Here is a 21,020-nt window from a genome sequence, read left to right on the forward strand (position 1 = left end):
CGGCTGGGGCACCTTCAGCATTCATGCCACCAACCCCTGTGTTCGGTGGCATTTCTGTTTTTCAGACAGTGGTTTTTAGTGACCCGAAATGGCGAACCGAAAACCGTTCGAGGTTTCACCATCCACTAATGAAACGAATGCTCTCCCAAAATCCTGACCGATCTTGAATCCAAAATATTACTACAAAGTAGTAATTGTCCGAAAATATTTGTAGTATCGTGTACCGCAACACTATGCCATGAAGAAATATCAGCTCGGAGAATTTGAGGAAATTGTCCTTCTGACGGTGGGGATACTCGACGGCGATGCCTACGGCGTCACCATTAAAGACGAAATAGAGAATCGCCTGAAACGCGAGGTTAGCGTTGGCGCGCTTCAGGTCACCCTTCGGCGACTCGAAAGCAAAGGTCATTTGAAGTCAAAATTGGGTGGCACGGAAAAGAACCGCGGCGGCCGCCCGAAGCTGTACTTTACGTTGACGGCCAGCGGAAAGCGGGCGCTTTTGCATACCCGCAACACGCGCGATGAACTTTGGAGTGCTTTACCTCAACTGACCTTCAAGCTTGAATAAGAAAGAGAACACATCCGTGCCGGGCTTTCCACTGAAACTCCTCAGGTGGTTCTGCAAGCCTGAATATCTCCCCGATATCGAAGGGGATCTGATCCAGCTTTATTATCGCCGGGCCGAAAACATGGGGCGTCGTCGCGCGCATCTATTGCTGATGCGGGACATCCTTCTCCTGTGCCGGCCCGGTCTCATCAGGAGCTCTGAACTCTTCCGTCCAAACCAAAACATTGCCGCTATGCTAAAACACAATCTAACGGTATCCTTCAGAAGTTTTGCCCGTCACAAAACTACGTTTGCCATCAATGTGATCGGTCTTTCGAGCGGGCTCATGTGCGTGCTGCTGATCGGGCTTTGGGTCCAGTGTGAGCTAGCGGTTGATCAATTTCACAAGCATGGTTCACGCCTTTATCAGGTGATGAACAACCTTCAATCTCAAAATACCCTCACGCTTGATATCACACCGGTGCCGCTGGCGGCTGCACTGGTGGCGGAGTTTCCCGAAGTGGAGCGCGCCGTTTCCACCAATAACTTCTTCTCCTGGGAAACGCGGGATGGAATTTTATCAGCGGGAGACGTCAGTATTCAGGGAACCGGCTGGCATGCCGGTCCCGATTTTTTCAAAGTATTTTCTTTCCGGTTGCTGCAGGGCAACGAGAACCGCGTGCTCACCGACAAGAATAGTATTGTCATTTCAGAAGAGGTAGCCCGGAAGCTCTTTCCGGATAGCCGCAATGCCATCGGCAAAAGCATTTACTGGAAGCATCCTTTGTTCGAAGGCACATTCCTCGTTTCCGGAGTCTTTGAGAACCTTCCTGCGGCTTCGTCGGCGAAGTTTGACTTCCTGATCAGCATGGAAGTCCTGCTCGATCATGACCGTTATGCTGCAAAGTGGACGGGCGACTATGCCCAGACCTTTGTCTTACTAAAGGAAGGCGCCGATGTTGCTCAATTTGATAAGAAGCTGAAAGGGTTTCTGAAATCGAAAGACCCGGGTCTCGATAAATTTTCGTTGTTCAGCCAGCCCTATGGTTCACGCTATCTTCACGGCAATTATGTCAACGGTACACCATCGGGTGGGCGTATCGACAACGTCAGATTATTTTCGGTGCTGGGGTTGTTCATCCTGTTGGTGGCTTGTGTCAACTTCATTAATCTGTCTACCGCCGAGGGGTCTTTAAGAATGAAAGAGATCGGTGTAAAGAAAACCATGGGTGCGAGTCAGTGGCTTATGGTCCATCGTTTTTTTGTCGAGTCCCTGGTCATGACGCTTATATCGGCCGTTGTTGCCTTGATCCTGGTGGTGCTCATCACGCCGCGCCTCAATGATTTCCTGGACCGGGATCTCTTATTGAAGGTAGAGCCCGTGCACATCATCGGATTCGGAGGTGTCGTTTTGTTAACGGCGATCATCGCAGGGGCATATCCCGCGATCCATCTCTCCCGCTTCAAGCCAGTGGCCGTGCTGAAGGGAAGACTGGCGGAATCCCGTGGTCAATGGACCTTCAGGAGGAGTCTCGTTGTCTTTCAATTTGCGCTCGTCGTGATATTCCTCGTCGCCATACAAGTGATCCATCGGCAAATTGAATTCACCCAGAAGAAAGACCTGGGGTATAACCGGTATAATATCATCAGCTTTCCCTGGAAAGGAGAGCTGTACAATAATTGGAATGGACTTAGGGAAGGAAAGAACAATCAGAACTTCGATTCGTTCATGTCCCAGGTCAGGGGACTGCCTTCCGTTCTTCATGCCACCAACCTGCTCGGTAATATCCTGGATAATATTCCCGGACAGAGTGGCATCACCTGGAGCGGCCTGGATAGCGAGCGAGCCTATGAATTTCAATCGCCCGTGGTGGGATTCGATTTCATAGAAACCTTGGGGATTGAAATGCGCGAAGGCCGCACCTTCGCGAAGGAGCATCATGACGACTATTCGAAGATCATTCTGAATGAGTCGGCCGTCAAGCTCATGGGGCTTCGGGATCCGGTGGGCAAAAAGATCGATATGAATGGCGGGAGCGAGATCGTTGGCGTTGTCCGCGATTTTCATTACGGCTCTCTTCGTGATGCGGTGCAGCCCCTGATCTTCCGGTGCGATCCTACCGGACGCACGATCATGGTTAAAATTCGTCCCGGGCAGGAACAAAAAGCGATTGCCGAAATACAGAAAGTATACTCCACCTTTTTGCCAGGCTACAGCTTTGATGCAACGTTCATGGACGATGATTATCTTGCCCTGTATGCGCCGGAAACTTCCATGGCGTCACTCTCAAAATATCTTTCGGTTGTCGCGATCATCATTTCATGCCTGGGGCTTTTCGGGCTCGCTGCCTTTGCCGCAGACCGGCGGATGAAGGAGATCAGCATCCGAAAGGTATTCGGCTCGACATCGGCTGATGTTGTTCGGGTCTTGTCGCGCGAATTCACCGTCCCGGTGTTGGTCGCCATACCGATCGGGTTACCCATTAGCTTCTTCCTTGCCAAGGAATGGCTGTCTGGATTTGCGGAGAGAATTGATCTTGCCTGGTGGTATTTTGCACTCGCTGCCATCATCGCGCTGGTTGTCTCGTGGTCGGCTGTAGCGTTGAAGACATTGAAAGCCGCAAGGGCTAGTGTGTTGCGTGGCCTAAGAGAAGAGTAATTTTATGACGGTTTCAACAAGGGCCCACGGATAACCCAATCCTCTCATGACTCCAGAAATAGCCATGCGCCCTTGTTGCGTACAGTATTATTTATTCTCGTACCAATCTAAAATATAATCGGCAACCTTTTCCCAACCCGGTTCCCCACAAATGAAATGGCTCTTGCCTTCAAATATTTTTATATCCACCCTGCTATTGGCATCCTTATAGCTTCCGGCAATGGTTTGTGTAAGATTGGGCGGAAAAATATGGTCGCTACCGCCACCGATAAATAAAATCGGTGCATGCGGTTTCTTAAAATCTATATTCGAAAAAGAATTTAACACCAACTGACGACTAACCTTGTAGCTTTCGGGTACCGCGATTTTCTCAAAGGCTTTCTTCTTCTCTGCTTCCGGTAGCGTATTGAAAAATGAATAATCGTACCATTTGCGACTACCCATAAAATATTTATCAAAAGAAAAAAATCCAAACGCCGGCAACACCGTCTTCAGCGTTTGAAATGGAGGGAAGACATTTTTCGGCGGGGCTCCATCAATGCTTACTCCAGCGGCTGCTCTTCCCATTTCTACCAATTTCAACGTTGCCATTCCTGCCATCGAGTGACCAATAATCAATGGCTTTTCCGGTAGGGTGCTTATAAGTTTATCAATGTTATTCACCACATCGATAAACCCTGTTTTCGTAAGGTCAGGATGAACTTTTGCCCGCAGCGCAGCGGGGTCGCCCTCGTGTCCCGGGTTTGCAGGTGAATACACTTTATAGCCTTTTTGCTCATAGTACTGTTTCCACTCTGTCCAGCTGGTGTTGTTCACGAAATTTCCGTGAATGAGTACGATTGTTTTTGATTTTGACATAGGTATTGGGGGGTTTAAGTTGATGACAGTTCTTGCGTTGTCGGCTGAGTTATTGCATCGATATCGCTAACAGCGGGATGGATCGGCATAGCCATGAGGCGTCAAGTTAAAAACGGGATTCCTACCTGAAGTTAATAAATCATCTTAACTCTTGAGCACATCTTCGACTTATTACGAGCCGATCTCAGTTTAACACCCATCGGAAACGTGTTCGGTTCAATTTTTCACGCCCGGATTTCAGCCACCCCTCGCCGACCTGCAGCCGTAAAGTTGTTTTAGCGGGTACGCACATCCTGCCCGTTGGGACTACAAAAATCATATGAGATTTGTTTGTCTTAATCAAATAACTGAACACTCCCCTGTTCATTTGTGAACGTTCACGCAGGCAGATCATCATGAACTACACTGAATTTGCGTTGGCATAGAAGTTGACTCAACCGATGCTAAACATCCGCCATGAAGAACATTTCCATCTTTCTTTCTCTATCCGCACTCACTCTACTCATCTTTATGGGTTTTACGACCCGACCCGTTAATACACACCTGGAGCCCGAACCCATGTCGCTATACGACAGCATTGCCGCGATGGACGCCCGATGGGAGGATGCTTATAATAACTGTAAACTCGACGTTATGGAGGAGGTCATCAGCGAAGATCTTGAATTTTATCATGACCAGGGCGGCTTGATGACGTCAAAGCAAAAATTGAACGAAGCCCTTAAAGCGAATATCTGTGGAAAAGTGAAACGAGCCTTGAAGCCCGGCAGCCTTGAAGTATATCCGATCAAGGGCTATGGAGCCGTTGAAATGGGCCTGCATGGATTTTATAATGGCAAGGATGTCCCGCAGCAACTTCATTATTCAAAATTTGTTCACATCTGGAAAAGAGAGAACAACAAATGGAGAATAACGCGGGTAATCAGCCTGCATTGATTTAGTGCTCCGGGCGCGAATCAAGGTTAAACCGCCTCACCTTCGTTAAAACTTCAGCGAGCAAAGAAAACGCAAAGGACGCAAAGTTAACGCAAAGGTTTCTCTGCATTTTAACTTTGCGTCCTTTGCGTCTCTGCGGTGAAAATCCCACTTCAAGGTATAGATCAACCCTTATTCAGATCTCAGACTCCGCACCGGATTTGCAATCGCTGCTTTGATGGCCTGGTAGCTAACGGTCAGCAGCGTGATGATCAACGAACCCATCCCGGCAGCCGCGAAAATATACCAGGATAGATTTGTCCGGTAACTATAATTCTGCAGCCAGTTGTTCATGAAATACCATGCAACCGGAATAGCGATCGCGGACGAGATCAGCACAAGCACGACAAAATCTTTCGAAAGCATCGCCCAGAGATTGGCTACTGTCGCACCCAATACTTTCCGGATGCCGATCTCGCGTGTTCGCTGTTCAGCCATGTAGGAGGCAAGTCCCAAAATGCCGAGGCAGCTGATCACAATGGCAATGGCCGCAAAAGCAAATGCCAGTTTACCGATCCTCTCTTCTTCTCTGAACTTCCGGGCATAGTCGGCATCGACAAACGTATACTCGAACGGGCTCGAAGGATCGTATTTCTTCCAGGCGCGTTCAATCTCGTTGAGTGCCTCACGCGTGTTCACGGCCGGGTTGATCCGGAGATTCACCAACGTGCCACCGTTCTTGCTCCACATTCCCTTGTCAAACATGTAGATGGTTTTGCCCACGGGCTCGAACGGCGACTCTTGCAGCATGTCACGGATGACGCCGATCACGGTGTACGAGGTTGTTTTATCAAAGATGGTGGACTTTACCGTTTGGCCAACCGGGTTTTTCAGGTGCATAAATTTTACGGCCGATTCGTTCAGGATCATGGCATTCGAGTCGCTGGCAAATTCGTGGGAGAAGTCGCGTCCCTCGACGAAATTCCAGCCCATCGTCTTGCCAAAATCCGGCGATACCCAGGCGGTGCCGAAACCGCCTTCGCCGGGACTGGCTCCTTCCCATTCATATCCCCCGATGTGGAAGCCGACGTTCGTCGGTGTATTTACGGATTCGGCCATGCTAACGACAACCCCCGAACCCAGCAGTTCGTGCCGAAGGGCGTCGTAATGGTTATGGATCTCGCGCGTGGGCGTGCTCGAGTAGATGAGACCCTCCTGGTTGTATCCCAGCGACCGACTCTTTCCAAACTCGATTTGGCGAAACACAACGATCACACCAATGACCAACGTAATGGAGACGGAAAACTGCAACACCACGAGCACCTTTCTGGGCAGGGCCCCCGAACGCGATGATCCGGAAGTTCCCTTCAGCACCTTCGCGGGTTGAAATGAAGAAAGGTATAGCGCCGGATAACTGCCGGCACACAGTCCTGTAAAGGCAACAAAGGTCAGCCCCGCCAGCCAGAACGTTGCGCTGTTCCACGGGATCTGCATTTGTTTTTCCGCGACCGTGTTGAACAAAGGAAGCGCGAGCTGCGACAACACCAGCGTGAAACAAAACGCCAGCAACGTGACCAACAATGACTCGCTGAAAAACTGACTGACCAACTGTTTCCGGGCCGAGCCGATGGACTTGCGAATGCCAACCTCTTTTGCCCGTTTTTCGGACCGTGCCGTGGCGAGGTTCATGAAGTTTATACACGCCAGCATCAGCACAAAGCATCCGATGATGCCGTAGAGCCGGACAAAGCGGATGCGGCCACTAGCGTATCCGGGACTCTCGAAATCCGAATAGAGCCGCCACCGGCTCATGGGATGAAGATAGAGCTGCGGCTTGCTTTTGGCGAACTCGGTGTCGACGCGTTTGAGCATAACGTCCTTGATGCGGCTTGTTGCTGTCGCCATGTCGGTCTTGTCTGTTATCTGCACCCAGGTGATGAAACCGTTGTGATCCCATTGGTTGCCGTTGTTATTGTTGAAATTCTTTTGAACGGCCAGTTGCCAGGGCAGGACAAAGCGCATGTCATTGAAATCTGCATGGGCCGGGATGTCCCTGTAGACACCGGTTACGATCAGGTCGGTCTGCCCATCCATCCTGACGGTTTTGTTCAGCACGTCGTCGCTTCCAAAAAGAGACTTTGCTGCAGATTCTGACAGCATGATGGATTCCGGATTACGAAGCCCGTCACGCGAACCGCGAATCATCTCGAACGATAGCATGTCGGCTACGCCGGGTTCAAAATAGTAACCGTCCTGACTGACTTTTGTATCGCCTGAAGATAAGATGGCCGTCATCCCCTGTGACGAAAGGAGCACATGATCAAAGTCGCTGCCATAGGTTGCCCGGATTTCCGGAGCAAGTGGCGTTGCGGTACCCCACTGTTGGTACCACCCTGAGGAATTCTCGCCGTTAACATTAACAAGAACCCGGGCGATGCGGTCGTAGTGCTTGAAATTCTTGTTCCAAGACAGCTCATCAACGATATAGAGTCCGATGAGGATGGCCACCGCCATACCGGTGGCAAGGCCGCCAATGTTGATCAGGGCGTATCCTTTGTTCTTAACAAGATTTCTCCAGGCGATGGTAAGATAACTTCTGATCATGGGTAGTTAGGCTGGTCCTGGTAGGAAACTCGTGATCCGGTCAATAGTTACAGGGCCTGTGCGCAAATATTTAAGCCGGCGTTCAAATTCCCGGCTAAGCCAACAACAAATTATTTCTGTTCCTGTCCAATTCCCCGCCTTCCAAGCATTGCTGTGACAATAACCATTAAAAAATATAATTTATGTTCATCAAAATCATGTACTTCGTGCAGCACGTCACAGACCAGGACAAAGCGCTTGACTTTTACACAAATCTCGGCTTTGAAAAGCGCGTGGACTATCCTGGTCCTGAAGGTCGGTTTCTAACGTTGGGCTATCCTGGGCAGGATGTTGAACTAATGCTTTGGAAAGGGACCGCTGACGGCGCCTCCAAGGATTTAAATCTCGGGTCCATGTTCATCGAGTCTGCTGATCTGAGAAAAGACTTTGAAGCCTTGCGCTCTAAAGGTGTCAAATTTATTCAGCCTGCGACGGAAGATTATCCATTTGGCGTGCGGATTGCAGCGCTTGATCCTGACGGCAATCGGATTGAGCTTCGTCAGCGGAAATAACCGAGTTGGTTGTTCAAAAATGGCGCAGCGCGAACGATCGTTACACCATAAGGCCAAACAGGTCATAAATTTTCTTCTGACCAAGCGGTGTGACGGAAACGATCCTGGAACTCTTCACCCGCTGCAGCCATTTCAAATCAAAGAGCTTATTCGCCAAGGCGGCCCCCACGGCACCGGAGATGTGCGGACGTTTTTCGCTCCAGTCCAGGCATTTGCGGGCAAGGGCACGCTTACTCTGCCGGAGTTCCGGTATGGAGATATCCAGGCGATCGAACCACTTCATTCCACTGTTTGTAATGGCGAAGTCCTGGCCGCTTGCTTCGATGATCTTCAGGGATACAAGTTTGTCTGTGATGGCAACGCCTACTTTGCCGGCGAGATGGTCGTAGCATGTGCGGCAGTACTTGATCCGGCCGCTGTCGGACATGTCATCCGGCGGCACCAGGTTGTCTTTCGGCACCAGGTTGGCAATCGCCTCCATGACATAGGCCACGTTCGGGTTGGCGAATTGATAATACTTGAGTCTGCCGCGTTTGATGACCGAGAGAAGCCCCGCTTTCACAAGTTTACCCAGGTGCATGCTGGCGTTTTGAGCGGACAGGTCGGCGGCGATGGCAAGTTCAGTGGCCGTATGCATGCGTCCATCCAGGATCTTCCAGAGCATCGTAGCACGCGCGGGCTCTCCGATGAGCAAGGCGATGGTGCTAAAGTGGCTTACTTTTTCCATATCGTCAATTTAATCAAACAGACCCAACCGATACGGGCCTGTTTTCAAAAAACGTATAATGACATTTTCTGATTTTTATTTTAGTTGAATTAAGATGCATTTGTTGTCCTCTGACGCACGCAGGGTGACCTGCGATTGCGCCGGAATGAAAACAAATTCGCTCTCCTTCAGCAAAAATTTCCTCCCCGATAACGATGCCTCCACGGGTCCGGAAACATTTAATAAAAAATAAGGACAGGACGATGGTCCGAGCGAGAACGTGTCGGCTGGTGAGATTTTCAGGTCGTATACATTTGCCAACTTCTGATTGGACAGCAAGTTCGCGTTGGATGCAGATACCGGCTTGCTATCGCTTCTTGCTGAGCCTGGCCGTATCTCTATCACCATACACCGCATGGTTGAACCATCCTGGCTCCAGACTTTGTGCGTGGCCGGTGTTTCGTCGTACGGCCGGTATACCACAGTCCCATTGTCAACCTTCGTGACGACCGGTGGGCCACCAGGGGCTTGAATGGCCACGAATGACTTTGTCAGAAACACCACCACGGACGCAGCGCTATGAACATGCGTTTTGGTGGTGTCCGGGCCGCTGACCACCAGGTCGAGCACGCGCACAAATTTGTTTTCGAATACAATTTTATGGAAGGGATCTTTCCCGACGGGGATTTGGGCACGAGCTGTAGGGATCGAAAATAAAAAATACAAAATCAACCAAGACGAAAGGCATTTTTTCATTGTCAGAGGCTTTTAAACAAAGGTAGGATCGACATCCTTACAATAGTTCAGTGATCGCTTAAGTATGGAATCACAGCCCGCGAGCGCCTGTTCTTTACGAGGGGTCCGGAACCTGACTGAAAACATTGACCCACACTTTGAAATATTTCTAATGATGATCATCTTAGTTTAAAATAACAGGCTACCCCCACCGTTGTATTCCAGACTCATGCAAAGCTTGGGAATTCACAAACGCTTAACATGGGCTTCTTCGATCAAGAAAACTACCAATTAGCGAACAAAGAGAAATGACTATTGAGTACATCCCAAATACAGGATTCAAAATGAATTCTATTTTATTCGCCTGGACTGACGCAAGAAACGTTATCAGGGAAAATTTAAATCTCAAACACAAGGCGGACGACAGAATTATTGAGCTCGCGCAGTACTGGGATGGCGATGAAAGCAAAAACATTAAACAAAAACGGGATATATACGAGAACTATGGAGGCGGCAACAATTACTTTTTTTTGAATTATGACGAAGACGACAAATTAGAAGCAATAGAGTTCCACTGGGGCGCTTCGATTATGGTCGGCAGCGTTGAATTAAACTTTGAACAAGATCTTGATGATTGCGTAAGCAGGCTAGTCAAAATTGACAACGAGAAGATAGAATTAGAAGAAGGCAGTTATTTATTTAAAAAACTAAAAATCACAATTGCCAATTCAGAGTCATTAGGTGGCGAAGGGAACGGCTTAGGATATTTCTATGCCTCCAGGGATATAAGTCATTTAATTGAAGAATAAAAAACAAAACTGCTCCTACCAAACTGCCTGCACCCCGACCGAGTATTCTTGATCCCTCTGGTTTGCATCACGATGCATTTTTGTTGTACCTGTTCCGATACTCCACCGGCGTCAAAGCTGTTGTTTTCAGAAAGAGATCCCTGAAAGTCTTCATATCAGAATAGCCAATCTCCCACATGATCTCATTGACCGTCTTCCGTCCCAGTTCCAACTCCTTCTTTGCTGCCTCAACTTTTATGCGCTGAATATACTCCACAATGGAATTCTTGGTTGCATTCTTAAACCTGCGCTCCAGCGTTCGCCGGACGATGGAAAATTTTGAGGCGATGTCCGTGACATTAAATTTCTCCTGAAAGTTATTCTCGATGTATTCCTGCACGGCCTCGATCAGTTTGTCGCCATGTCCTTTCTGGCCTCTGAACATCATAAACGACGCCTGGCTGGTGCGCTGAATGTCCAGTAAGAAAAACTTCGTAATGGCAATCACGATTTCCCTGTCGGTATATTTTTCCAGCAGAAACAACAGCAGGTTCCAATAGGATGTGCCTCCTCCGCTGGTGTAAATGCCGTTTTGTTCCGTGATGATCTTGTCATCTACCAACGTAACATCCGGATAGTAAAACGTAAATTCATTTGAATACATCCAATGCGTCGCGCATTTTTTTCCCTTCAACAGCCCCGTCGCGGCCAGAATGAATGCGCCAACACAATAGCTCGCGATCTCCGTCCCCTGCTTGTATTGCTTTATCAGCCAGGGAAAATAGTGCCTGTTTTGCTGCGTTGATTTTATGACGTCTCCCAGGAGGGCTGGGATAATGATCAGGTCGGCATGCACCATCTCATCGAGCGTTTTGTCTGCTTTAAAGAACAGATTCTTGCTGCCGACAAATATTTCTTTTGTGAACGCCACGAGACTTAGATCGAACATTTTTTTTCGACCACTCGCCAGGAGGAGTTCATTGGCCTTGTCAAAAAGCCTCAACGTGTCCGTGATGCTGGAGGCTACGGCATTTTCTGCGATCACGATGGCAATTGTTTTCATGGCGCTAAGATAGTCATATTGGATGTCGCAATAGCCCCCTCAAAATGTCGAAATATCCATATTGATTCGGGCATTAAAGACATAGTTTTGTTTCAAAAAACAACGAAAAATGATGCGATTAGACCCTTACCTGAATTTCAATGGGAATACCGAGGAAGTATTCACCTTTTACAAAAAAGTATTCAAGAGAGACTTCACCAGCCTTATGCGATTTGCTGACATGCCCGGCGGAGAAAAAATGTCCCCGGCAGACAAGACAAAAATTCTCCACGTGTCGTTGCCCGTTGGCGACAGTGTTTTGATGGCGACCGATGTACTGGATTCGATGAATCAAAAAATCTCGGCCGGCGACAATTTTAGCATCAGCATCACGGTGGATTCAGAAACCGAAGCGACGCGGATTTTTGACGCGCTGTCGGAGCGTGGCGAGGTGATCATGCCTTTGGGCAAGGAATTCTGGAGCGACCTCTTCGGTATTTGCAAAGATCCCTTCGGAATTCAATGGATGATAAACTTTAAAGCCAATCAAAAATAAAGCCTATGAAAACAGAATTGAAATGGGCCGTGGTTCATGTCATCCTGACGATGGTGTGGTCGCTACTTGGAAAAGGCTTGGGCTTTCATGACGCCAACCTGGCGGGTGGAGTCATCTTCAACACCCTGATCATTATTCCTTCCGTGACCCTCTACGCGCTGTCGATGCGGGAAAAAAAATTGAAGTATTATGGTGGTCAGATCTCGTATAAGCAGGCGTTCATGAGTGGACTTGTTCTTACCGTGTTTGTCACGATTGGCGGCCCGGCTTATCCCGTATTTACGAACATGATCTCCCCGGACTTTTTTGACAACTCCATCCGGTTCGTGGTCACATCACATCAAATGAGCGAAGCCGATGCCGTAAAACAGTTCACGCTTTCAAGTTTCATTATCCAGGGCATTTTTGGGTCCATCCTCTTTGGGCTGGTTTATTCTGCTGTCATTTCACTTTTCCTGAAGTCCGCCTTCACTAAAGCTTCGGCGGACAGGTCAAAAAAACCAAAAACGTTACTCAATACATGAAATGGCAACCGCGAAAAATAAATTCGAGACCGTAGAGGACTATATCTCCAGCTTTCCGGCAGAAGTGCAGAAAATTCTTCGCCTGGTTCAGAAAACCATTCAGAAGGCCGTTCCCGATGCTGAAGAGTTGATTAGTTATCAAATACCGGCATTTAAGCGCAATGGCGTTTGGATCTTTTATTACTCGGCCTATGCCAACCACTATTCACTTTCATGCCCTCCGCCTTTCACTGTTTTTGAAAAATACAAAGATGAATTGTCGGCGTTCGAAGTTTCCAAAAGCGCCATCAAGTTTCCCTATCAAAAACCTGTGCCCACAAAATTGATAGCTGAAATGGCTAAATTCCGAAGCGGCTCTAAAGTTCAAACCCCGAAATAGGACAGGTTGCAGTTTGGCCGCTGACCTCCGGGGCTACCTCTTCTTTCGCCCGGAGGTCGCTATCCGTTTTTGATAACGAATCAGCTGCACGAGCAATCGCCAAGTAACTATAACTATTGCAATTCGGATGGCCAGGGTAGCGTTGTTCCCCCTGTGACCTGTCGAAAAAAGAAAGAAAAAGAAAAACATGATCACGATGGTCACCAGGTTGATCCATCGGTTGTATCTCGCTTGTCTTACTTCGACATTCCGTTTCCAGTCTAAGTTTAGTTCTACGTTTGTGTTTTCGATAAGCCATTTTTCCAGATTGTCATAGTTAACGAACTCCAGGTCGGAAATATTCAACCGATCACCCGAAGTTGTCAAAATGTTCAGCTTACGAAAGTCGGGCATCCGATGGATCTCCCATAAGTCCCATTTCAGACTTTTAATACTATCAAATTTGAAACGCTTGTATTGAAGTCTGAATGGCTTAATGACAATGAGTTCCTTGCCCGTCATGATGATGACCTTGAACCGGTAACTCATCATCCCGAACATCGCATAACATAAAAGGATAAATAGCACAAAGAAGATAGTTGCCCCTACTGTCGCCGTACCAACTTTGTCAAAAAACAACGTCGTCATGAATATGCTTGTCGCTCCAGAAAAAAGGTATCCGAAAAGGGGTATGAAGTTGGGTATTCCTATTCTCAAGTGGCTCCGTTATTTGATCTCACGTAAAAAAATTAAAAACATCGTCTCACACAAAGGTCACGTAAAACTTTTGGATACAACATTCCTGATCATGCTGCTTTTCAGTGCCGCGTTAAAAACACCATTCAGGAGCCATTCGCTGTTCATCAGTCGCTGGATGATGTGGTTTTTACGATGCCGCGACCAGAATTTCTGATACACCTGGGCGTCATACTGCTTCATGTGGCTCGCGGAAAAATTATTTTCCTCAAAACATTTTTTTGCATGCCAGCCCGCATAACGTCCGGACACAATAGCCTGGCCAATGCCTTCCCCGGACAAAGGGTCAATTAGTGACGCTGCATCTCCGCACAGCATAAAACGATCGCCACTCATGGGAACCTTACGGGATCCCAGCGGCAGACCAAATCCTTCGATCTTCCCGATCCGTTCTGCATTTTTAAAACGGTCGCTAACGTATGGGATTTCTTCAACAACCCTTTGAAGGGAGGCGCGCAAATCCATCCTTCGTTTCGAGACCACAGACGACAAAACGCCCAGGCCTACATTCGCCAGGTTATTTTTCACGGGAAAGATCCAGAAGTATCCCGGCAGAAGATCTTTCACGAGGTGGATCTCAAAGGTATTGTCCGGGATACCGGACACGTTGCTGTAATACGCACGAACCGCACCACAATGATGCGCCGGATCAGGTCTGGTGCCGGTCACTTTTCTGTTCAGTACAGAATGCGCACCATCACAGCCGATCACCATTTTGCCTTTAAATTCGGTGTTGCCGGCCATGACCGTCACGCCATCGCTAGTGATCGTTACATCGCTTATGGTATGGTTTAAAAAAAAGGTGGTGTTGCTTTTCGCCACGGCCTTTTCAAAAAGAAAATTGTCCCAATCCATCCTTCTGGAAATAAATCCAGTTTGGCTAAAGTGAAGGTCGAAAGCTTTTTGATTGGGTGCGACCAGGCGGCAGGTATTCACATTGACCTTCTCTGTAAAATCCTCCAGGCTGCGGACCAACGCACTGTCGATGGTTGCCAGCACTTTGGGCACATAGGCCGCCACGGCATCGCCACAAGTCTTGTCGCGGGGAAAACTGCTTTTTTCAAGAACGGCAACGCGTAAACCTGAATCGGCCAGCGCCAGGGCACACGTGCTCCCCGCAGGGCCTGCGCCGCAAATGATCACGTCAAACGCTTTCGTGCCAGTGTCAACCATAAAAAACCGGATTCCAAATGAAATTTAGTCATTGGCGACCAATTATTTAAAGAAAATAAAACTGGCCGGGATCTGCGGCTGCGCGGGTATTGGCAGAAATAAAAAAACCGGTATCCCTTTCGGGCATACCGGCTGTTCCCATCCTATAAAAATCTACCAACCTTCATTTTGAGTCAGGGTTCCTTTGCTCACGGCAATTTCATCCGGAGGGATCGGCCACACGTGGTGTACGGCGGGATTGAATACGCGGCCGGCATAGATTTGCTTCGGCTGTCCGTTATCCAATGCGTACGCATGATAGAGCGGTTTTGCATACGTCGCTTCGGCATCGCCCCAGCGCACGAGGTCGAAGTGGTGGTCGGTCCACTCGCCTGCCAGCTCGCAGCGTCTTTCATGTTTGAGGTCCGTCATGGTCGCGCCGGCGAGGTCTCCTAATCCTGCGCGTTCGCGCACCTGGTTGAGCTCGCTGTCGGCATTTTTGCCTTGCATCAGTTTTGCTTCCGCCATCATGAGCAGCACATCGGCATAGCGCAACAGCGGCACGTTGAGGGCCGTTGTCGGTTTGTCGGCGTTGGTGTTGACATAGTTGATGTCTACCGAACCGCCCACTTTCGGATAACCGTAAGGCTCCATGAATTTTCTGAACTGAAGACCGGTCCGGTTACTGGAACTTACGACATAGGCTCCCTGGTTGAACGTGGCATCGGCTCCGAAATACTTGAACACGTCGCCGGTCTTGAGGATCGTCGCTTCTCTTCTTTCATCGTCCGTCTCAAATTCTTCGTAGAGGTCTTGCGTAGGATAAAACACGCCCCAGCCGTTGTACTGGCCCCAGCCTTTGTCTTCCAGGAGAACACCGGGAAAGATCGAGCCCAGACCCGTGTCTTTCGCACTGGAGGTAACGGACCAGATGTATTCCGGAGAGAAGTTGTTCGCGATCTTAAAGACGTCGGCAAAGTTTGGCAACAGCGAATGTTTTCCGCTGCTGATCACTTTGCCGGCATACAGTTCGGCCGTGGCCCAGTCTTTTGCATAGAGCGCTGTCCTGGCGATGTAGGCCCAGGCAGCCGTTTTATGAGGACGACCTTTTTCGGATTGAGTGTACTCGTCGAAATAAGGAAGCAGATCTGCAGCTGTTTTGAGGTCTTCAATGATGTAATCATAGTTAACCTTAACGTTTGCCGGACGAGGAACATAGGCATTTTCAAAATCTACCCGGTCAATGATGGGAATACCCTTCCGGTCATCGCCATAGTGGTAGGCCAATTCCAGGTGCATGACGGCATGGAGGAAGTGCGCTTCGCCCAGGATCCTGTTCTTTAGCGATTCGCTCATCTCGATCTTCGGCACATTGCGGATCACATCGTTGCATCGTTTCATGGTGAGGTAGTGAAGTCTCCAGATGCTCTTTACTTCGCTTTCGTTTCCGGTGATCTTAAAGGCTTTCACGTTCTCGGAAAAGGCACGCGGTTTGGTGCCGATATCGTTGCTGGCGTTGCTGAGCCAGAAAAACCCGCGACCATACATATCATCGTTCGAAAATTCGGCGTAAGCCGCATTGATGCCGGCGATGGCATCCGCCTCGGTCTTCCAAAAAGTTCCCGTTGTCGGAGTACCCTGCGGCACCACATCCAGATCGCAACCGGTGGCCATCAACAAGGTTGTTATGGCCGCTACACAAAATATTTTTTTCATAGGTGATTAGAATTTAAGCGTAAGACCAGACATATAAACTCTTGCCAGTGGATACATTCCCACATCCACACCCGAATTTGTTATACCCACTTCGGGGTCCATTCCGGAGTAATTGGTGATGGTGAACAAGTTTTGTGCAGTAACATAGATCCTCATCTGAACTTTGTTGAAGATCCTGGCCGGCAGCGTGTATCCCAGCGTAACGTTCTTCAGACGCAGGAAAGAACCGTCTTCAATAAAGAAATCGGATACTCTCGTCCAGTTGTTGTTGGGATCCGACATGGAAAGTCTTGGAATGGTAGCATCCGGATTCGTGGGGCTCCAGGCGTTCTTCGATTCCTCCAGCAAGTTGTAGCCATAACCGGCGTTCAGGCCGAGGGCTCTGGCGGAATTGAAAATGCTGTTGCCATGTACGCCCTGAAAGAACACGTTCAGATCAAATCCTTTAAAGGAGATGTTTCCATTGAGGCTATAGGTAAAATCCGGAAAAGGACTTCCCAGGATCGTGCGATCGTCGTTGTTGATCGTGCCGTCGCCATTCGTATCCACAAATTTAAAGTCACCGGCTTTTGCCGCGGGTTGATACTTCACGCCGCTCCCATTCACATAGCTGGAAGCTTCATCATCCGATTTGAACAGTCCGGCGGTTTCATAACCGTAGAATGCATTCCAGGGGCTGCCGACAAGGTTGATGTTTGCCTGGGGCATCGTTCTCACCGCGGGGCCTGCATTGAGGAACTTGTTATCTTCCGTGATCGAACGGATCTCGTTTTTAACACGCGAGAAGTTGGCCGTGACGTCAAATTTAACCGGTCCGTCATTTTTCCTGTAGGTAAGACCAAGCTCAAAGCCTTTGTTTACGACATCTCCTCCATTGATCCACTGACCGTCCGGTGCTCCGGCTGTGCCGGGAAGACTTTTTTGGAAAAGCATGTCATAGTTTGTTTTCCGGAATACATCCAATGATCCGCTAAGCTTTCCATGGAACAAACCGAAATCAAGGCCAATATTTTTTTGTTCGGAAGTTTCCCAAACGAGGTTTTGGTTGGACAAACCTGCTTCCGCATAACCATAGTTAATGACGGGGTCGCCACCGAGCCAGGCACGTGTACGCGCCAGCCCTACGGCGAACGGATACAGCGGCAAGGCACCCAGGTTTCCAATCTTTCCCCAGCTAGCCCGTAGTTTTAAGTCAGCCACCAACGACACATCCTGCATGAATGATTCTTCGGCAATGTTCCAACCTACCGACACCGATGGATAGTTCTTCCAGCGAAGATCGGAGATCAATCTCGACGTTCCGTCTCTGCGCAGTACCGCCGTCAATAAATACTTGCCCTTGTAGTTATAATTTACCCGGCCCAGGTACGACATTATTTTTTCTTCCGGTCCCCCTGCACCGATCGTCTGCAGCGTTGTGGCATTCGACATGTAGCGATAGGCAGGATCTTCATTGTCGAAGCCCGTGCCCTTTACCGTCGACCATTCACTCTTCTTTCGCTCATAGGTAAACCCGGCCAGCGCGGAAATGTGATGATCTTGGCCAATGTTTTTCTCATACGCCAAGGTTTGCTCTGAAAGGAAAACATTTTGATTGTCGGTCGTTTGATAAAGTTCGTTGAAGTCAAAGATCTTCCCGGTCTCCAGCACCTTCACATTGAACTGTTTGTTGTTGCGTCGGATCTGTGTGAGGCCCCAGTTACTTCTGAACTTAAGACCTTTGATCACCTCCACCTCCAGGTATGGGTTGATCATCAGCGTTGATGTAGGCGTATGGTTATCCAGGCGTTTCAAATAGGCAACCGGGTTGATCAGGTCACCATAGGCATTTGAATACGCATCCGGAACACCACCAAACTTGCCTGAACCGTCTTCACGATAAACCGTGGCGTTGGCGGGATAGTAAAGGGCGGTCATGATCGCACCCGTGTAGGCGCTGGAGGTGTTCCCCGTCTGGCCATCCCAAAACATGTAGGACACATTCTCCCCGAGCCGTACGCCCTTCATGATCTCATGCGAAGAATTGACCCGGGCACTGTAGCGTTTTGCCTGTGTGTTGAGCAGGATCCCTTCGTTCTTCCGGTATCCACCCGAGATGAAATAATTGGAGACCTTGTTTCCGCCACTCACGGAAGCATCCAGGCTTTCGATCACGCCGGTTTGAAAGATCTCGTCCATCCAGTTGGTTTTGGTGATCCGTGAATCCGGGTTAAGGGCCGCATCAAATGCCGGAATGCGCGGTAGCCCCGCGTTGTCGGTGGCAAGATTAGCAGCATCCGCACGCTCTGCGGCATTCAGTGGTGTAAGTTTCTTGGCAACCTGCTGAACGCCCAACTGGTAGTTCACCTCCACGTTAATCTTGTCGGCCTTTCCCGATTTCGTGGTGATCAGGATCACACCCCCGGAAGCCCGGGCACCATAGATCGCTGCAGAAGCCGCGTCCTTTAATACCGAAATGGATTCAATGTCGTTGGGACTGATCGTGCTCAAAGCACCCCAATAGATCACCCCATCTAAAATGATCAAGGGCGCCTCAGTGTTCAGCGAGCCTACGCCCCGGATCCGGATATCCGGTGAACCGGTGGGGTCGCCACCATTGTTCATCACGGTGACACCGGGCACGGTGCCCTGAAGTAGTTCGGCCGCTGTATTATAATTCCTGCTCGAAGCTTCTTTCAGGCTGGGTGAACCCACCGCGCCGAGCACTTCCGATTTCTTGGCGGTTCCATAGCCCACCACCACCACATCCTGCAACTGAACCGCGTCGAGTTCCAGCTTCACATCAATTTTGGTTTGGGCTCCCACAATCACCTCAGTCACCTTGAAGCCAATAAAAGAAAAGACCAACACCGATGCTTCATCGTCCACATCGATGGCATAGGTCCCATCGGCATCTGTGGTGGTGCCTCTTTCCGTTCCTTTCAGCAACACGTTCACGCCAGGCAGCGTCTCACCCGTGTCGGCGGTGGAAACTATACCGGTCACCCTGATCTTCGGGGCCGTCGACGTCGGCTCGGTTTTAATGATCGGCTTTACCACGATGTTCTTCCCCACCGCCGTAAACTCCAACCCGATCGGCTTCAGGAGTTTTGTCAACACCTCTTTCAGCTCCTTGTTGGCTGCCGAAAAGGTGATCTTTTTATCGGCATTTACATCCGAGCTTTTGTACATGAAGTTCACATCCGCTAGTTGTTGCAAGGTCTTGAAGACGTCCCGTAAAGGCTGGTCTTTGGCACGCAACGAAACCCGCTGATCGAGCACGCTCTGACCGGAGGCATCACCGGCCCGGCCCACCGATAAAACGGTGGTAGTCAGGAGTAAGGCTAGGGTGGTCAGTTTCATTATTTTTAACCAATGGTCATGTCGTAGAGATTCTATTTTCATATTTTTATGAAGTTATTCTGTTCATCAGGATAATGTTTTGAAGTAGCGGAATGGCTTTGCAAGGGTCTCCTCCGCTATTTCTTTTTACAGGACATCCGTGATGTCCGCGTCGGGGGGCTATCCATAGTCTATTTTGTTGCTGAAAGGTCTCATATGCTTTGGGATTAGGGGTGACTCGGGTTGCAGCCTGCGCCGCTGATGGTATATTTCTTTCCGGTATGCTTGTATTCGGCGTTCAGCGTGAAGCACAGCAGGTACATGACTTTTTCCAGCGGCATCGGGTCAAATGTCGCCGTCACTCTGCACCGTTTGAGGGCCTCGGAACTTAAATGAATGTCGATGTTGTAATACCGGCCAAGCGATGAAATGACTTCTCCGACCGGGGCGTCCTCGAAAATAAGTTTGCCTTCCCGCCAGGATGTGTAATGATCCACATCGCTGAATGCTTCCTTGCTCAGTAGATCCTGCCCTTTTATCAACACTGCTTTTTGACCCGGCTGCAACAGCACTTCGGACGAACGATTATCGGACGTGGTGTGAACAACCGACACTTTACCGGTGACGACCGCCACCTCATTCAGATCGTCGTCACCGTAGGCTTTCACATTAAAGCTGGTGCCGAGCACGGTGGTGGTCAATTTTTCGCCCGAGTGGATCCGGAAGGGTCTCGACGCATCCTTGCTGACGTTAAAGAATGCTTCACCTTCGAGGTAAACCTCGCGATCGCCGGACCCAAACTCTTCAGGATAGCGGAATTTTGTATCGGAGTTCAACCATACCTGCGAACCGTCCGACAACGTGAGCTGCAGGAGCTTTCCCTTGGGAACATAGTGCTCGGTATAGGTGAGCTCTTCCTTTGCGAAGGCCTCGCGCTTGACATACAACAGAATGCCTATGGAAACGACCAGTAGAACAACCGCAGCTGCTTTCCAATACATCATGAAAGGACTTCTTTCATCCTGCTTCAGGGGAACGACATTCCGGTTTTTGATCCTCGCCAATTCTTTTTTCAGCGTCTCTTCCGAGGCGTCGAGTTCGGGATGCTCCGTGTCGGGTATTGAATTATACCAGGTCTCGAAGATCTTTTTTCCTTCCTCCGATTTTCTGCCGGATAAAAAATCCAGAAGCCCCTTTTTCTTATTTGCCATGGCCAAACGGTATTTCGTGTA

The 21,020-nt window shown here is 49.2% G+C and carries 18 protein-coding genes and 1 pseudogene; 9 read left to right on the top strand and 10 right to left on the bottom strand.

Annotation, left to right across the window (positions count from 1 at the left end; all coding sequences use genetic code 11):
* The first annotated feature begins 238 nt into the window (after positions 1 to 238).
* The 3 genes and pseudogenes from BUB30_RS09380 (at position 239) to BUB30_RS09385 (ending at position 3,209) form a co-directional block, all read left to right on the top strand.
* Positions 239 to 571 carry a PadR family transcriptional regulator gene (locus BUB30_RS09380; protein WP_073133050.1) on the top strand — a complete coding sequence of 111 codons (333 nt, stop codon included), beginning with the start codon at positions 239 to 241 and terminating at the stop codon, positions 569 to 571.
* 16 nt (positions 572 to 587) lie between these two features.
* Positions 588 to 755: pseudogene (locus BUB30_RS35950) on the top strand (permease prefix domain 2-containing transporter); the annotation flags it as partial.
* A 48-nt stretch (positions 756 to 803) separates the two neighbouring features.
* A complete protein-coding gene (locus BUB30_RS09385; protein WP_073135007.1) occupies positions 804 to 3,209 on the top strand; it encodes an ABC transporter permease in 2,406 nt (801 codons plus the stop codon).
* 87 nt (positions 3,210 to 3,296) lie between these two features.
* Here BUB30_RS09385 and BUB30_RS09390 read toward each other — a convergent pair whose 3' ends face one another.
* Complete coding sequence (locus BUB30_RS09390) at positions 3,297 to 4,067, bottom strand: alpha/beta hydrolase (RefSeq protein ID WP_073133052.1); 771 nt, start codon at positions 4,065 to 4,067, stop codon at positions 3,297 to 3,299.
* 456 nt (positions 4,068 to 4,523) lie between these two features.
* On the opposite strand from BUB30_RS09390, the gene BUB30_RS09395 reads away from it, so the two are divergent.
* The gene (locus BUB30_RS09395; protein ID WP_073133054.1) at positions 4,524 to 5,000 is read left to right on the top strand and encodes a nuclear transport factor 2 family protein; all 477 of its coding nucleotides are present in this window, start codon (positions 4,524 to 4,526) and stop codon (positions 4,998 to 5,000) included.
* A gap of 171 nt (positions 5,001 to 5,171) precedes the next feature.
* Here BUB30_RS09395 and BUB30_RS09400 read toward each other — a convergent pair whose 3' ends face one another.
* Entirely contained in the window at positions 5,172 to 7,583 is a 2,412-nt protein-coding gene (locus BUB30_RS09400) for an ABC transporter permease (protein ID WP_073133056.1), read from the bottom strand.
* Between the two features lie 182 nt (positions 7,584 to 7,765).
* Between BUB30_RS09400 and BUB30_RS09405 the strand changes: the two genes are divergently transcribed.
* The gene (locus tag BUB30_RS09405) at positions 7,766 to 8,134 is read left to right on the top strand and encodes a VOC family protein (protein ID WP_073133059.1); all 369 of its coding nucleotides are present in this window, start codon (positions 7,766 to 7,768) and stop codon (positions 8,132 to 8,134) included.
* 40 nt (positions 8,135 to 8,174) lie between these two features.
* On the opposite strand, the gene BUB30_RS09410 is transcribed toward BUB30_RS09405, so the two are convergent.
* On the bottom strand, positions 8,175 to 8,861 hold the full coding sequence (locus BUB30_RS09410; protein WP_073133060.1) for an ArsR/SmtB family transcription factor: 687 nt from the start codon (positions 8,859 to 8,861) through the stop codon (positions 8,175 to 8,177).
* Between the two features lie 75 nt (positions 8,862 to 8,936).
* Positions 8,937 to 9,596 (bottom strand): cupin domain-containing protein, encoded by a 660-nt coding sequence (locus BUB30_RS09415; protein WP_073133062.1) that lies wholly within the window; start codon positions 9,594 to 9,596, stop codon positions 8,937 to 8,939.
* A gap of 287 nt (positions 9,597 to 9,883) precedes the next feature.
* Here BUB30_RS09415 and BUB30_RS09420 point away from each other — a divergent pair, with 287 nt between their 5' ends.
* Complete coding sequence (locus BUB30_RS09420; protein ID WP_143164835.1) at positions 9,884 to 10,384, top strand: hypothetical protein; 501 nt, start codon at positions 9,884 to 9,886, stop codon at positions 10,382 to 10,384.
* A 67-nt stretch (positions 10,385 to 10,451) separates the two neighbouring features.
* Here BUB30_RS09420 and BUB30_RS09425 read toward each other — a convergent pair whose 3' ends face one another.
* The gene (locus tag BUB30_RS09425) at positions 10,452 to 11,426 is read right to left on the bottom strand and encodes a GlxA family transcriptional regulator (RefSeq protein WP_073133066.1); all 975 of its coding nucleotides are present in this window, start codon (positions 11,424 to 11,426) and stop codon (positions 10,452 to 10,454) included.
* 109 nt (positions 11,427 to 11,535) lie between these two features.
* Between BUB30_RS09425 and BUB30_RS09430 the strand changes: the two genes are divergently transcribed.
* From BUB30_RS09430 to BUB30_RS09440, 3 genes are read left to right on the top strand one after another with little or no spacing between them, the layout of a single operon-like run.
* Positions 11,536 to 11,961 (top strand): VOC family protein, encoded by a 426-nt coding sequence (locus BUB30_RS09430; protein WP_073133068.1) that lies wholly within the window; start codon positions 11,536 to 11,538, stop codon positions 11,959 to 11,961.
* 5 nt (positions 11,962 to 11,966) lie between these two features.
* Positions 11,967 to 12,485 carry a DUF4199 domain-containing protein gene (locus tag BUB30_RS09435; RefSeq protein WP_073133070.1) on the top strand — a complete coding sequence of 173 codons (519 nt, stop codon included), beginning with the start codon at positions 11,967 to 11,969 and terminating at the stop codon, positions 12,483 to 12,485.
* A gap of 1 nt (position 12,486) precedes the next feature.
* The gene (locus BUB30_RS09440) at positions 12,487 to 12,864 is read left to right on the top strand and encodes an iron chaperone (RefSeq protein WP_073133071.1); all 378 of its coding nucleotides are present in this window, start codon (positions 12,487 to 12,489) and stop codon (positions 12,862 to 12,864) included.
* Between the two features lie 33 nt (positions 12,865 to 12,897).
* Here the strand turns inward: BUB30_RS09440 and BUB30_RS09445 are convergent, their stop codons facing one another.
* From BUB30_RS09445 to BUB30_RS09465, 5 genes are all read right to left on the bottom strand, one after another.
* Entirely contained in the window at positions 12,898 to 13,491 is a 594-nt protein-coding gene (locus BUB30_RS09445; protein ID WP_073133073.1) for a hypothetical protein, read from the bottom strand.
* A 126-nt stretch (positions 13,492 to 13,617) separates the two neighbouring features.
* Entirely contained in the window at positions 13,618 to 14,772 is a 1,155-nt protein-coding gene (locus BUB30_RS09450) for a geranylgeranyl reductase family protein (protein WP_073133075.1), read from the bottom strand.
* 153 nt (positions 14,773 to 14,925) lie between these two features.
* Positions 14,926 to 16,467: a RagB/SusD family nutrient uptake outer membrane protein gene (locus BUB30_RS09455; protein WP_073133077.1), complete on the bottom strand. Its 1,542-nt coding sequence runs from the start codon at positions 16,465 to 16,467 to the stop codon at positions 14,926 to 14,928.
* Between the two features lie 6 nt (positions 16,468 to 16,473).
* Positions 16,474 to 19,809 (bottom strand): TonB-dependent receptor, encoded by a 3,336-nt coding sequence (locus tag BUB30_RS09460; RefSeq protein ID WP_178377064.1) that lies wholly within the window; start codon positions 19,807 to 19,809, stop codon positions 16,474 to 16,476.
* Positions 19,810 to 20,015: 206 nt separating this feature from the next.
* A complete protein-coding gene (locus BUB30_RS09465) occupies positions 20,016 to 20,999 on the bottom strand; it encodes a FecR family protein (RefSeq protein WP_143164836.1) in 984 nt (327 codons plus the stop codon).
* Positions 21,000 to 21,020 lie beyond the last annotated feature (21 nt).

The sequence above is a fragment of the Chryseolinea serpens genome (genome assembly GCF_900129725.1).
Taxonomy (GTDB): Bacteria; Bacteroidota; Bacteroidia; order Cytophagales; family Cyclobacteriaceae; genus Chryseolinea; species Chryseolinea serpens.

Excerpts from the sequence above, each read along its gene's own strand:
- BUB30_RS09415 (WP_073133062.1), bottom strand. The coding sequence starts at position 9,596 with ATGAAAAAATGCCTTTCGTCTTGGTTGATTTTGTATTTTTTATTTTCG.
- BUB30_RS09450 (WP_073133075.1), bottom strand. The coding sequence starts at position 14,772 with ATGGTTGACACTGGCACGAAAGCGTTTGACGTGATCATTTGCGGCGCA.
- BUB30_RS09425 (WP_073133066.1), bottom strand. The coding sequence starts at position 11,426 with ATGAAAACAATTGCCATCGTGATCGCAGAAAATGCCGTAGCCTCCAGC.
- BUB30_RS09380 (WP_073133050.1), top strand. The coding sequence starts at position 239 with ATGAAGAAATATCAGCTCGGAGAATTTGAGGAAATTGTCCTTCTGACG.
- BUB30_RS09440 (WP_073133071.1), top strand. The coding sequence starts at position 12,487 with ATGGCAACCGCGAAAAATAAATTCGAGACCGTAGAGGACTATATCTCC.
- BUB30_RS09455 (WP_073133077.1), bottom strand. The coding sequence starts at position 16,467 with ATGAAAAAAATATTTTGTGTAGCGGCCATAACAACCTTGTTGATGGCC.
- BUB30_RS09390 (WP_073133052.1), bottom strand. The coding sequence starts at position 4,067 with ATGTCAAAATCAAAAACAATCGTACTCATTCACGGAAATTTCGTGAAC.
- BUB30_RS09400 (WP_073133056.1), bottom strand. The coding sequence starts at position 7,583 with ATGATCAGAAGTTATCTTACCATCGCCTGGAGAAATCTTGTTAAGAAC.
- BUB30_RS09420 (WP_143164835.1), top strand. The coding sequence starts at position 9,884 with ATGACTATTGAGTACATCCCAAATACAGGATTCAAAATGAATTCTATT.
- BUB30_RS09385 (WP_073135007.1), top strand. The coding sequence starts at position 804 with ATGCTAAAACACAATCTAACGGTATCCTTCAGAAGTTTTGCCCGTCAC.
- BUB30_RS09460 (WP_178377064.1), bottom strand. The coding sequence starts at position 19,809 with ATGAAACTGACCACCCTAGCCTTACTCCTGACTACCACCGTTTTATCG.
- BUB30_RS09435 (WP_073133070.1), top strand. The coding sequence starts at position 11,967 with ATGAAAACAGAATTGAAATGGGCCGTGGTTCATGTCATCCTGACGATG.
- BUB30_RS09410 (WP_073133060.1), bottom strand. The coding sequence starts at position 8,861 with ATGGAAAAAGTAAGCCACTTTAGCACCATCGCCTTGCTCATCGGAGAG.
- BUB30_RS09430 (WP_073133068.1), top strand. The coding sequence starts at position 11,536 with ATGATGCGATTAGACCCTTACCTGAATTTCAATGGGAATACCGAGGAA.
- BUB30_RS09405 (WP_073133059.1), top strand. The coding sequence starts at position 7,766 with ATGTTCATCAAAATCATGTACTTCGTGCAGCACGTCACAGACCAGGAC.
- BUB30_RS09445 (WP_073133073.1), bottom strand. The coding sequence starts at position 13,491 with ATGACGACGTTGTTTTTTGACAAAGTTGGTACGGCGACAGTAGGGGCA.
- BUB30_RS09395 (WP_073133054.1), top strand. The coding sequence starts at position 4,524 with ATGAAGAACATTTCCATCTTTCTTTCTCTATCCGCACTCACTCTACTC.
- BUB30_RS09465 (WP_143164836.1), bottom strand. The coding sequence starts at position 20,999 with ATGGCAAATAAGAAAAAGGGGCTTCTGGATTTTTTATCCGGCAGAAAA.